Origin of the sequence: Aromatoleum sp. (assembly GCF_032027225.1) — a bacterium.
In the GTDB taxonomy this organism is placed as follows: domain Bacteria; phylum Pseudomonadota; class Gammaproteobacteria; order Burkholderiales; family Rhodocyclaceae; genus Aromatoleum.
On sequence record NZ_JAVSMM010000010.1, the window covers coordinates 127,604 to 140,197 of the forward strand.

Below are 12,594 nucleotides of genomic sequence, written 5' to 3' on the forward strand. Positions count from 1 at the left end.
GGACAGCCGTCTTTCCCCCTGGAATCCATGGATCAGATCAAACTCACGCAATTCTCCCACGGCGGCGGATGTGGCTGCAAAATCGCGCCGGCCGTGCTGTCCAAACTGCTCGAGCACGCTCCCGCCGGCCTCGTTCCGCCCGATCTCCTCGTCGGCACCGAAACCGCCGACGACGCTGCGGTGTATCGGCTCAACGACCGGCAGGCGATCGTCGCGACGACCGATTTCTTCACGCCCATCGTGGACGACCCGTTCGATTTCGGCCGCATCGCGGCGACGAACGCGCTTTCCGACGTCTACGCAATGGGCGGCACGCCGATCATGGCGCTCGCGATCGTCGGGATGCCGCTCGACAAGCTGCCGCCCGAAGTCATCGGCCGCATTCTCGAAGGCGGCGCATCGGTATGTCGCGACGCCGGCATCCCGATCGCCGGCGGCCACTCGATCGACGTGCTCGAACCGATCTACGGCCTCGTCGGCCTCGGCATCGTCGATCCCGCCCAGGTCAAGACGAACGCCGGCGCGCGGGACGGCGACGTGCTGATCCTGACCAAGCCGCTCGGCGTCGGCATCCTGTCGGCCGGATTGAAGAAGGGGCTGCTGAACGACGCCGGCTACGCCGAAATGATCCGGTGGACAACGCAGCTCAACCGCGTCGGCGCGCGTCTCGCCGGTATGCAGGGCGTGCACGCGGTGACCGACGTGACCGGCTTCGGGCTCGCCGGGCACCTGCTCGAAATCTGCCGCGGCTCGCGACTTGGCGCAACGGTGTCGTTTTCGGATCTGCCGACGATCGATGCCGCGCTCGAGCTCGTCCGCGACGGCATCGCGACCGGCGCCTCGACGCGCAACTGGGCGAGCTACGGCGAGGCGATCCGGATGGGAGCCGACGCGGAGGAATGGCAGCGCAAGCTGATCACCGATCCGCAGACGAGCGGCGGGCTGCTCGTCGCCTGCGCAGCGGAAACGGCCGACGAAGTTCTGGAGGCGATTCGCGCGGAGCAGGGGACGGAAGGCCGTGTCGTCGGACGAATGCAGGCCGGCGAGCCGGTTCTCAACGTCGTCTGAGTTTCACGTTCTCCGCCGGTCCTTCTCAGCCTTTCAGCATCGGCGCGAGCTGCTTCCACACGGTGTCGACGATGATCTCCTGCGCCTCGGCTGTCGGATGGATGCCGTCGCTCTGGAACATCTCGCGGCGCTCGGCGAAGCCGTCGAGCAGGAAGGGTACGAGCGGCACGTCTTGCTCGCGCGCGACATCGACGAAAGTCTGCTGGAAGCGCCGGGTATAGGCGGGGCCGTAATTCGGCGGCATCTGGATGCCGACGAGCAGGACGCGGGCACCCTTTTCGCGCGCCGCCCGAATCATCGCGGAGAGGTTGTCGGCGATGAGGTTCGGCTTCAGTCCGCGCAGTCCGTCGTTCGCGCCGAGTTCGAGGATCAGCAGGTCGGGTTTGTGGCGGTCGAGCGCGGCCGGCAGGCGGGAGCGGCCTCCGGCCGAGGTTTCGCCGCTGACGCTCGCATTGACGACGGTATGACGGAACCCTTCGCGTTCGAGGCGCGTCTGCAATAAGGTGGGCCACGCTTCCTGCGACTTAAGGCCGTAGCCGGCCGAGAGACTGTCGCCCCAAACGAGTATCGTCGCCGCCTGGGCGGCGCCCGAGAAAACTACGGCAAAGAAGAAGATCACCATGGATCGCAGCAGCGGCATCGAATTCTCCGTACCGGTAATGGAAGTGACGGGCCTGTCGAAAAGCGTCGCGCTCGCCGACGGGCAGGGGACACTGCAGATTTTGCAGGACGTCAGCTTCGTTGTGGGCACCGGTGAGTCGGTCGCGATCGTCGGCGCGTCGGGATCGGGCAAATCGACGCTGCTTGGATTGCTCGCCGGGCTCGATGTGCCCGGGTCGGGATCGGTGCGCATCGACGGGACCGAGCTCTTTGCGCTCGACGAGGACGCGCGCGCCGCGCTGCGTGGCGAATCGGTCGGCTTCGTGTTCCAGTCGTTCCAGCTGCTGCCCGCGCTGACCGCCCTCGAGAACGTCATGCTGCCGCTCGAACTCGCCGGCGCGACCGAGGCCGAGGCGACCGCGCGTCAGTGGCTCGAGCGCGTCGGACTCGGCGGGCGCCTGCGCCACTACCCGAAACATCTGTCGGGCGGCGAACAGCAGCGGGTCGCGCTCGCACGGGCGTTCGCGCCGCGCCCGCGACTGCTGCTCGCCGACGAGCCGACCGGAAACCTCGACGCGGCGACCGGCGAAGCGATCATCGAGCTGATCTTCTCGCTCAATCGCGAAGTCGGGACGACGCTGATTCTCGTGACGCATGACGAATCGCTCGCCGCGCGCTGCAACCGCGTACTGCACATGCAGGCGGGCCGCCTCGTGGAGACGAGCCCTCGCGTGATCCGACCCTGACGCCCGGTAGAGGCGGCGCAATCAGCGAGGGGTTGCGAGCGTGCGCAGCACCCGCGCCGCCGTGTCGACGCCCGAGCGCACCGCCGACTCCAGCGTCGCCGGGTAGTCGGAGTCGAGGTAGTCCCCCGCGAGCCACAGGCCGGGGATCGGCGTTTGCGGACCCGGGCGGACGAGGCCAGGGCGGCACGCGAAGGTCGCGCGTTTTTCGGTGATCACCTGGGACCATTCCGGGCTCGGCAGGCGACGCTGCAATTCGCGTTCGAGCTGTGCATGGACGGTGAGCAGCAAGTCTTCGCGCGACAGCGCGTCGTGTTCGCCGCGCGCGCTGATCACGCATGCGATCAGCCCCGCCGGGCCACCGAACTGGCCGCGGTCGAATGCCCACTGCGCGGGCCCGCCGGCGAGCCCGATCATCGGGTGGGCGAGATGCAGCGACTTCCCGAGCGCAAGGTAAACGGTGGTGATCGGCTCCGCGGGCAACGCGTCGATCATCGTCGCGAGCCGGTCGCAGTCGCCCGCCGAAGCGAGCAGCGCGCCGGCGTGGTGCGGCGCGGTCGCGACGACGACCTGCTCGTACAGCTGGTTCGCGGGGTCGCCGTCGAGACGGAAACCGCCGGGCGCCCGCCGGATCGCGTCGACCGCCGTACCGGTGCGCAGCTTGCCGCGCCGCACCGCGAGGAAGCGGGCCGCGGGCACCGGGAAGAGTTCGGACAGATCGACGCGCGGGATCAGCAACTCGCTCGCCGACGCGCCGGCCGCGAGACTGTCGCGCAGCACGTTAGCGAACACCTGAGCCGAAGCCTCGGCGATCGGGGTGTTCAGCGCGGCGACGCATAGTGGCTCCCAGATCAGCTTCGACAGGTGGAGCGGCTGCGACGTCTCGGCGAGCAGCCGGTGGACGGTCATCTGCGGATCGACACGGAAGCGCCGCTTTTTCAGGTAACGCATCAGTCGCAACATGCCGAGCCGGTCCCACCAGCTCAAGCCGGTCGCGCGCAGCAGCCCGACCGCGAGATGCAGCGGGGCCGGCAGCGGCGCGGCCTGCAAGTGCATGCCCCCCGGCGTGTGCAGCGTGAGCGGCAGGTGCGCGAGGGCTTTCGGCGAGCCGCCGGTGAGGCGCAGCAGCCGCGTCATCTCGGTGTAGGCGCCGATCAGGATGTGCTGGCCGTTGTCGACGCGCCAGCCGTCCTTCACGACGACGCGCGCGCGGCCGCCGAGCGTGTGCGAGCGCTCGAACACGGTGACGGGTACGCGTTTGCGCGCGAGTTCGACCGCGCACGCGAGACCGGCATAGCCGGCGCCGATGATCGCGACGGCGCCGCTCACGAGCGCAAATCCCGGCCGGCGCGCGCGCTCACGCCCGCACCCAGGTCGATCCGGCGATCCACAGCTTGCGCATCGGCGTCAGCGAAGTGCGCCGGTCGAGCACCAGGAAGCCGTCGCGCTCGATCTCGTCGAGCAGGGTGCGATAGATCGCGGCCATCACGAGGCCCGGCCGCTGGTTCTTGCGATCGACCGCGGGCAGCTCGTCGAGTGCCTGGTCGTAGTACTTCCGCGCCCGCGCGGCCTGGAAAACCATCAGTTCGCGGAAGTTGTCGTCGTGGCGGCCTTCCAGGATCTGGCTCGCCGGCACCTTGAAGCGCTGCAGTTCGTCGATCGGCAGGTAGATGCGCCCGCGGCGCGCGTCTTCGCCGACGTCGCGGATGATGTTCGTGAGCTGGAACGCCATGCCGAGGTCGTGCGCGTATTTCAGCGTCTGACGGTCCCGGTAGCCGAAGATCTCCGCCGCGAGCAGGCCGACGACGCTGGCAACCCGGTAGCAATAGAGCTGCAACCCCTTGAAGTCGAGGTAGCGGCTTTGCATCAGGTCCATCTCCATGCCGTCGATGATCTCGATCAGCTGCTCGAGCGGCAAGTTGAAGCGTGCGACGACGTCCTTCAGCGCGATCGTCACCGGGTGGGTCGGCTCTCCCGCGTGCACCCGCGCAACCTCGTGGCGCCACCAGTCGAGCTTCGTGCGCGCGATCTGAGGGTCCTCGCATTCGTCGACGACGTCGTCGACTTCGCGGCAGAACGCGTACAGCGCGGTGATCGCCTGCCTGCGCACGGGCGGCAGGAACATGAAGCTGTAATAGAAGCTGGAGCCGCTCTTCGCAGCCTTGTCCTGGCAGTATTCGTGAGGGGTCATGAGGGCTTGTCGTTCATTTCGGGCATTCGTCGCGGCCGGAAAGCCGGAATCGGTGCGGCTTTCTTGCCGTCTTCGGCGGTTATCGGGTTTCTGGATATCGCAGTGCACGCCATGCGAGACGGGGCCAGTCGCCGCGGACCAGCGTCGGCCGCCGGCGAAAGACGTCGTAATCGGCCGCCTCGATCCGTTCGAGGATGCGCAGGCCGCCGAGCACCATCAGGCGCAATTCCCAGCCGATCCGGCCGGGCAGCCGGCGCGCGAGCGGCGCGCCGTCGAGCATCATCGCGCGCGCACGCTGCACCTGGAACGCCATCAGCGCGCGCCACGCGTCGTCGCAACGCGACGCCTCGAGGTCGGCCTCGGTGACGCCGAAGTGCGCCATCTCGTCGAGCGGCAGATAGATCCGGCGCTTGTCGCGGTCGATCGCGACGTCCTGCCAGAAGTTGATCAGCTGCAGGCTCGTGCAGATGCGGTCGGACAACCGCAGGTTGTCCGGCGTCGCGGCGTGGTACAGATGCAGCAGCAGCCGCCCCACGGGGTTCGCCGAGCGGCGGCAGTAATCGGCGAGTTCGGCGAAGTCGATGTAGCGCGTCTTGTCGATATCCTGCGTGAAGGCATCGACCAGGTCGCGGCAGAGTCCGATGGGCAGGCCATGAGCGTGGATGTTGCGCGCGAGGCGGGCGAACATCGGCGCGAGTTCGCTTTCAGCCGGCGCTTCCCCGCGTTCGATCGCGTCGAGCGCCGCACGGTAGTCGTCCAGGCACCGGTGTCGCTCGGCCGCCGGCGCGTCGCCCTCGTCGGCGATGTCGTCGGCGCTGCGCGCGAAGGCGTAGATAGCCTCAACCGGCTCGCGCAAACGGGCAGGCAGGAGGAGTGATGCGACGGGGAAATTTTCGTAGTGGTCGACGGGCATGTTCGGCGCGCTGAAAAGCGCCGGCGAGTATACGCGATCACCATGAACATCCCGCGCTTCCGCGACGTGGGAGGCGACAGGCGTCAGGAAACGGTGCGGCGTGGGATCGGGGAGGGGGCCCGGTCGGGAGGCTTCCAGTCGCCGATCGGCCCCGGGGACGCGATCGCATGGCCCTGGGCGTACACGAAACCGAAGGCTTGCAGCGTCTCGAGCAGTACCGGGTCTTCGACTTCGGAGGCGATCGGCGTGACGTCCAGCGCCGCCGCCATGCCCGCCAACGCCTGCGCGAGATTGCAGCCGGCTTCGAGGCCGTAGGCCGCGATCAGCGCGTCGAGGCTGATCTTCACATAATCGGGCTGCAGCGATCTCAGGTGCCGCACGCCGCCGCCGTCGAGTTGTTGCAGCATCAGGCGGCAGCCCAGTTCCCGTGCACCAAGGGCGAAGTTGCGGCACTCATCCGGGAACTGGTCGACGAAGTGCACCGGCAGCTCGCAGACGATGCGCTCGGGCGGAATCCCATTTCCCTGCAGCGAGGCCCGGAGGTGGGCGAGGAACACCGAAGCTTGGAGGATCGACGCCCGGCCCACGTTCAGGCTCACGCCGGCCGGCAGGCCGAGACCGGACGAATCCAGTTGCGCGAGCGCGCCACAGGCGAGCTCGACGACGCCGATATCGAGGTCGACCGGTGCGTCGCCGTTCTCGAAATGAGCGAGATATTCGGCTGGCTGCCGAAGGTCGCCGGCCGTATCGCGCACGCGCAGGAGCACTTCGAGCCATCCCGCCTCGTCGCTCCCGGAATCGAGCTGGACGATCGATTGCGCATGGAGTTCGATGCGCTCCTCGAAGCCTTCGTCGACGCCGGGCACCGACCCGGGCGCCGCGGGGCGGCGGTCAGCTTGGGGCGTGAATTCGACGACCTGGTTGCGTCCGTTCTTTTTCGCTTCGTAGCATGCGCTGTCCGCCGCCATCAGGAGGTCGGCGACAGTCGCATGCGTCCCGTCTATATACGTCACACCGATGCTCGCTCCGATCGAGAAAAGGCGGTCCTCCCACGAGAAGCGGAAGGCCGCGACGCCTTCGCGCAAATGCTCGGCAATGCGCAGAGCGTCCGTGCGGCTGCAGCCGCGCAGGATCAGCGCGAATTCGTCGCCGCCGACACGGCACACGACGTCCTGGTCGCGCACGCGCTGTCGGATCAGCCGCGCAATGCGGCACAACAGTTCGTCGCCGGCCGCGTGGCCGCAGGTGTCGTTGACGATCTTGAAGCGGTCGAGATCGATGAAGCACAGCGCCCCGTGGTCGCCGGCGCGTTTCGACGCGGCGACGCTCTCCTCGAGCCGCTCCTCGAATGCCCGACGGTTCGGCAGCCCCGTCAGTGGATCGTGCTGTGCCTGGTGCGCGAGCAGCGCGGTGGCGGCATCGATGCGCGACTGCATCGTGCGGTGGCTCTCGGAGATCGAGCGCGCCATCGTGTTGAAACCCCGTTCGAGCGCGCCGAGCTCTGCGGTGCTCGCCGTTTCGGCCAGTTCCACGTCCAGCGCGCCGGCGGCCATCCGGTCGACCCCTTCGACGAGCGCCGCGATGGGTCGGGAAATCGATCGTGCGAGCCGCAGCCCGACGATGCCGGTCAGCCCCAGACCGACGAGGGCGAGCCCGAGGGTTGCGAAGATCACGAGCCGCTTCTCGCGCTGCGACGGACCCTTGTCGAGTTCGACATACACCCAGCCGATCGTCCGCACCGGGGGGGGCTCGTCGTCGGAGATGCTGGATCGGAACACGTCGTCGAAATCGACGCCGCGCGAGACGACCGGCGCCGTCGCGACGAACACATTCACCGGTCCGCGCGAGATGCTCGGCCTGTCGATCTCCTGCAGCGCCGTCGGCTCGAGCACATTGAAGCGCCCGGTGCTCGCGAGCAGCGTCCCCTCCCGGTTGTAGATCGCCACCGCACTGACCTCGCGTTGTGCAAGCGCTGCGCGCAGCAGCTCGGAGAGATTCGCGCGGTTGGCCGAAATGACGCCGTATTCGGCCGCCGGTGCGAGAAAGCTGACGATGGCCTGCCCGCGCTCGCGCAGCGCCTCGTCGAGGGTAGCCATGCTCCGATACAGTACGAGGCCGGTGATCAGCGTCGCGAGCAGCGCAGCCGGCAGCAGCGCCACGAGCAGCAGGCGATTGTGAATAGAGAGATCGCCGAGACGACGCACGTCTTCCCTTCAGCGCGGGAGCGGGAGGATGGACTGCGCGGCGAGGAGCGGAGAGCAGGCGGAATCGTTCCGCAGCTTTCCGGCTCCGACCGAAGCGTGCTTACGGATGGGTGAAGTTCGACTTATCGTTGCTGTTATTGTTTGACGCTGCATTACGGCTCCCCTTTGGCATGAGAGTTCCATTTGTGTTGCGGAGTGTCAATTCCCTGCTGCCGGCATTTGCAGCCATGCGACTACCCACTACGGGTAACGCGCGCAGGGCTTCGGACTTCGAGGGCATCTGAACATGCTGGCGATACGAGAACTGGGAAAAGGCTTCGGCACGACAGCGTCAAGACCGCTTTTCAGCGACGTCGCACTGACGCTTTCCGCCGGCGAATGCGTCGCGATCATGGGCGAGTCCGGAGTCGGAAAGTCCACCTTGCTGAACTGCATCGCCGGGCTCGAGCCGGTGGACCGGGGAAGCATCCGGCTCGACGGGGTCGAACTGACGGACCTCGACGACGATGCCTTCGCGCGACTGCGCAGGCAACGTTACGGCTTCGTCTTCCAGGCGTTCCACATCCTGCCGCACCTGACCGTCGCGCAGAACGTCGCGTTGCCGCTGTGGCTGCTCGACCGTCCCGATCGCGACGCCCGGCAGCGGGCCACCGCAATGCTCGCCCGCGTCGGGCTCGGCGACCGTGGCGACGACTGGCCACGTCACCTCTCGGGCGGCGAGCTGCAGCGCGTCGCGATCGCGCGGGCGCTGGTCCATGAGCCGGCGCTGGTCCTCGCCGACGAGCCGACCGGCAATCTCGATCCGCAGCGCGCAGGTGAAATCCTCGACCTGCTGCTCGACTGCATCCGTAGCGCCGGTGCGAGCGGGATCATCGTGACGCATTCGCGCACCGCCGCCGCTCGGACTGATCGAATCTTGCGACTGACCGCGACAGGACTCGACCCAGAGGTGCTTCCATGATGAATCCGGCGCTCGCGCGGATCTTTCTCGCGAGCCTCGGTCGCCGGCGGCTCGCGACTGCGCTGTCGCTCGTCGCGATCGCGCTCGGGGTTGCGCTCGGGCTCGCGGTGCAGCTGATCCACGCCGCTGCGCTGGACGAATTCGGGCGCGGCATGCGGCGGGTTTCCGGGGCGGCAGACTTGCAGGTGCTCGGGCCGCGGGGCGGTTTCGACGACGGTCTCTACGTTGCGCTCGCCCTGCGCCCGGAAATCGCGGAGGCGAGCCCGATGCTGGAGATCGAGGCGCGGCTGCCCGGGCGGCAGGAGACGCTGCGGATTTTCGGCATCGACGTGTTCCGCGCCGCATCGATGCAGTCGGCGCTGACCCCGGTGGCGGAGGCGGCGGGCGAGGGCGCGGCTGGTGAGGCCAACCGCGATCCGGCCAGAAACGGGGAAGGGAAGGCCGATGTGGACGGCGACACCGCGGACGAACATGCGCCGGGAGCGGAACAACGCGCGGCGCCGTTTGCAGCGCTCGCCGCGGATGCGCTGTTCCTCAGCCCCGCGGCTCGGGCCGCGCTCGCTCTCGCGCCGGGACAAACGCTCGTGGTGCAGGTCGGGACGCGTGAAGAGGTGTTGCGCATCGCCGGAAGCGTTCCCGCGGCGGGGGTGGGACAGCGGCTCGCGGTGATGGACATCGGCGCGGCGCAGCAGGTGTTCGAGCGCATCGGCCGCATCACGCGCGTCGACCTGAGGCTGGAGCCGGGCGTCGATCCGCGCCGGGCCCAGGACGCGCTGCGCGAATTGCTTCCTCCCGGCGTCGAGTTGCTCGCGCCTGACGCGGTGGAGTCGCAGGCGGCCGGACTGTCGCGCGCGTATCGCGTGAACCTCACGATGCTCGCGGCGATCGCGCTCCTCACCGGCGGATTCCTCGTGTTCACGACACAGTTGCTGTCGGTCGTGCGGCGGCGCCAGGAGCTCGCGTTCCTGCGCGCGCTCGGCCTCGATCGTCGCGCGATGCTGCGCGGTCTGCTCGCCGAAGGCGGCGCGCTCGGTCTGGTGGGCGGTGCGCTCGGCGTCGCGCTCGGCTACGGCCTCGGCGCGGTGGCGTTCGCTGTCGTTGGCGGCGATCTCGGGGCCGGTTACTTCGAGGGCGTGCGCCCGCAACTGCGCTTCGAGCCGCTCGCGAGCGCCGCGTACCTCGGCCTCGGCGTCGTCGCGGGACTCGCAGGCGCCGCGATGCCCGCCCGCGAGGCGGCGAGGATGATGCCCGCGCGCGCGCTGCACTCCGGTGACGAAGCCGAAGTCTTCCGCGGCCGTCCGCGCTGGCGTCCGGCGCTCGCGTGCCTTGCGCTGGCCGCAGTGTCCTGTCTCGCGCCGCCGGTCGGCGGCGTGCCGGTGTTCGGCTACGTGGCGATCGCGCTGATCCTGGCCGGGGCCGTGCTCGTGCTTCCCGGCGTCGTCCGGCTGGTGATGGCAGTCCCGCGTGCGGGCAGCGGATTTCTCGTCCGCCTCGGTTTCGCCCGGCTCGCCGCCGCGCCCAGACAGGCGGTCGTGGCGGGAGCGGGCGTCGTCGCGAGCGTCGCGCTCGCCGTCGCGATGGCGATCATGGTCAGTTCGTTCCGCGGCTCGGTCGACGACTGGCTGTCGAAAGTGCTTCCCGCGGACCTTTACGTCCGGGCGTCGCCGTCGGTCGCGAGCGGATTCCTGACGCCGCAGGCTGTCGCCCGCATCGCGGAAATCCCGGGCGTCGCCGAAGTGCAGCCGGTGCGCTTCGACACGCTGCGCCTCGACGACGCGCATTTGCCGGTGACGCTGATCGCACGTCCGGTCGCGGACGGTGCGCGTATCCCGCTCGTCGCGGGCGACGTCGAGCCGGCATACGGGATGACCGGCGATCCCGCGGCCTGGATCTCCGAGGCGATGGCGGACCTTTTCGGGTTGCGCGTCGGCGACGCGGTCGCGTTGCCGCTTGGCGGCCGCGAACGCCGCTTTCGCGTCGCCGGCATCTGGCGCGACTATGCGCGGCAGAACGGCGCGATCGTCATCGAGTTGGCCGACTATCGAGCGCTGACCGGCGACCAGCGCACGAACGACGTCGCGATTCACCTCGCTGCGGGCGCGCGGGCGGAGGACGTCGGCGCCGCCCTCGTTAACGCACTGGATGCCAGGACGATCGACATCCAGACGCCGGGTGCGATCCGCGCCAGAACGCTGGCGATCTTCGACCGCACCTTTCTCGTCACCTACGCGATGGAAGCCGTCGCGATCCTGATCGGCCTGTTCGGCATCAGCACGAGCTTCGCCGCGCTCGCGACCGCGCGACGCAAGGAGTTCGGAATGCTCCGCCATCTCGGCGTCACGCGCGCCGAGATCGGCCGCCTGCTCGCGCTCGAAGGCGCGCTCACCGCCGTCGTCGGCGTCATCGTGGGCCTGGCCGCCGGTGGCGCGATCGCGCTGGTGCTCGTCGAGGTGGTGAATCGCCAGAGCTTTCACTGGAGCATGGACCTGCGCGTTCCGGTGGCCGCGCTCGCTGCGTTCGCGGTCGCGCTCGTCCTGCTCGCGGCCTTTGCCGCTCGCGTGGCCGGCCGCCGCGCGATGCGCCAATCCGCGGTGCTCGCGGTGCGGGAGGATTGGTGATGGCGGAAAGTTTTCGGGCGGGAGCGCTTCTGGGCAGGCTGGCAAAAGGGCGAGGACTGCCGGTACAACGGAAATGCGGGTATGGACAGGGGGCAGGGAAGGTCTGTCGGAGGCGGCCGCGACGGTTGGCCACCCGCCTTCTCGCCGCGGTTGTCGCGCTGATGACCGTGGCCACTCTCGCGCTTGCCGACGCGCCTTCGCCTTATCCGCCCGTCGTCGAAGGGCGTGTGCTCGAATTTCCGGCCGATACCGGTGCCCATCCCGCTTTCCGCAACGAATGGTGGTATGTGACCGGCTGGCTCACGGACGAGGACGGCGTCGAACGCGGTTTCCAGGTCACGTTCTTCCGCGTGCGCACCCGCGTCGGCGAGAAGAATCCGAGTCGCTTCGCGCCGCGCCAACTGATCCTCGCCCACGCCGCGGTTGCCGACCCAGGCGAAGGCCGCCTGTTGCACGCCGAGCGCGCCGAACGGGCGCTCGATCCGCTCGCGGGCGCCGAGAGCGGGCGCACGCGTGCGTGGACGCGCGGCTGGTCGCTGGAATGGCGGGACGGCCACTACGAGGCACGCGTCGACGCGGAGGAATTCGGCTTCGACCTCCGCTTCGTCCCGCCCGGCCCGCCCGTCCTGAATGGCGACCGCGGCTTCAGCCGCAAGGCGCCCGACCCCAAGCACGCGAGCTATTACTACAGCCGCCCGCAGCTCGAAGTCGACGGCACGCTGACCTTACGCGGCCGCGCGCACGAGGTCCGCGGTCGCGCGTGGCTCGATCACGAGTGGTCGACCGAGACGCTCCCCGAGGGCGCCCGCGGCTGGGACTGGATCGGCATCAACTTGAACGCTGGCGGTTCGCTGATGGCGTTTCGGATGCGCGACGCGCAGGGCCGGCCGATCTGGACCGCGGGGACGCTGACCTCCGGCAACGGGCAGCCCCGCGCGCTGGCCCCCGAGCAGGTCGAATTGCTCCCCGGCCGCCGCTGGCGCTCCCCGCGGACCGGAGCGGAATATCCGGTCGACTGGAATCTCGTCATCGACGGCCGTCGTCTGCAGCTCGCGCCGCTGATGGACGACCAGGAACTCGACAGCCGCCGCTCCACCGGCGCCGTGTACTGGGAAGGTGCGGTGAGGCTGCTCGAAAACGGCCGCGAGATCGGACGGGGTTATCTCGAAATGACGGGATACGCCGAGCGCCTGCGGATGTGACGCCGTGTATAATCCGCGGCGTCATCGCAACGGTGGCTGCCCTTGAAGAGAGGGCAATCCAGCGTCAGCACTCGACGGAACGCACTTCCGTCGA

At 68.9% G+C, this 12,594-nt stretch carries 10 protein-coding genes; 5 read left to right on the forward strand and 5 right to left on the reverse strand.

The window, feature by feature from the left end; translation table 11 throughout:
• Window positions 1–27 precede the first annotated feature (27 nt).
• The gene (gene selD / locus ROZ37_RS12760; protein ID WP_312659852.1) at window positions 28–1,068 is read left to right on the forward strand and encodes a selenide, water dikinase SelD; all 1,041 of its coding nucleotides are present in this window, start codon (window positions 28–30) and stop codon (window positions 1,066–1,068) included.
• A gap of 25 nt (window positions 1,069–1,093) precedes the next feature.
• Here selD and ROZ37_RS12765 read toward each other — a convergent pair whose 3' ends face one another.
• The gene (locus tag ROZ37_RS12765) at window positions 1,094–1,708 is read right to left on the reverse strand and encodes an arylesterase (protein WP_312659853.1); all 615 of its coding nucleotides are present in this window, start codon (window positions 1,706–1,708) and stop codon (window positions 1,094–1,096) included.
• On the opposite strand from ROZ37_RS12765, the gene ROZ37_RS12770 reads away from it, so the two are divergent.
• Complete coding sequence (locus ROZ37_RS12770; protein WP_312659854.1) at window positions 1,689–2,414, forward strand: ABC transporter ATP-binding protein; 726 nt, start codon at window positions 1,689–1,691, stop codon at window positions 2,412–2,414. The two genes, ROZ37_RS12765 and ROZ37_RS12770, sit on opposite strands and share 20 nt — an antisense overlap.
• 21 nt (window positions 2,415–2,435) lie before the next feature.
• Here ROZ37_RS12770 and hpnE read toward each other — a convergent pair whose 3' ends face one another.
• From hpnE to ROZ37_RS12790, 4 genes are all read right to left on the reverse strand, one after another.
• Window positions 2,436–3,740, reverse strand: a complete 1,305-nt coding sequence (gene hpnE, locus ROZ37_RS12775) for a hydroxysqualene dehydroxylase HpnE (RefSeq protein ID WP_312659856.1) — start codon at window positions 3,738–3,740, stop codon at window positions 2,436–2,438.
• A 28-nt stretch (window positions 3,741–3,768) separates the two neighbouring features.
• The gene (gene hpnD, locus ROZ37_RS12780; protein ID WP_312659857.1) at window positions 3,769–4,602 is read right to left on the reverse strand and encodes a presqualene diphosphate synthase HpnD; all 834 of its coding nucleotides are present in this window, start codon (window positions 4,600–4,602) and stop codon (window positions 3,769–3,771) included.
• Between the two features lie 79 nt (window positions 4,603–4,681).
• The gene (gene hpnC / locus ROZ37_RS12785) at window positions 4,682–5,515 is read right to left on the reverse strand and encodes a squalene synthase HpnC (protein WP_312659858.1); all 834 of its coding nucleotides are present in this window, start codon (window positions 5,513–5,515) and stop codon (window positions 4,682–4,684) included.
• 83 nt (window positions 5,516–5,598) lie between these two features.
• On the reverse strand, window positions 5,599–7,719 hold the full coding sequence (locus tag ROZ37_RS12790) for a diguanylate cyclase (protein ID WP_312659859.1): 2,121 nt from the start codon (window positions 7,717–7,719) through the stop codon (window positions 5,599–5,601).
• Between the two features lie 286 nt (window positions 7,720–8,005).
• Between ROZ37_RS12790 and ROZ37_RS12795 the strand changes: the two genes are divergently transcribed.
• From ROZ37_RS12795 to ROZ37_RS12805, 3 genes are all read left to right on the forward strand, one after another.
• On the forward strand, window positions 8,006–8,680 hold the full coding sequence (locus ROZ37_RS12795) for an ABC transporter ATP-binding protein (protein ID WP_312659860.1): 675 nt from the start codon (window positions 8,006–8,008) through the stop codon (window positions 8,678–8,680).
• Entirely contained in the window at window positions 8,680–11,298 is a 2,619-nt protein-coding gene (locus ROZ37_RS12800) for an FtsX-like permease family protein (RefSeq protein ID WP_409449960.1), read from the forward strand. Before ROZ37_RS12795 ends, ROZ37_RS12800 begins: the two co-directional genes overlap by 1 nt.
• A 161-nt stretch (window positions 11,299–11,459) precedes the next feature.
• The gene (locus tag ROZ37_RS12805) at window positions 11,460–12,500 is read left to right on the forward strand and encodes a carotenoid 1,2-hydratase (protein ID WP_312659899.1); all 1,041 of its coding nucleotides are present in this window, start codon (window positions 11,460–11,462) and stop codon (window positions 12,498–12,500) included.
• Window positions 12,501–12,594 lie beyond the last annotated feature (94 nt).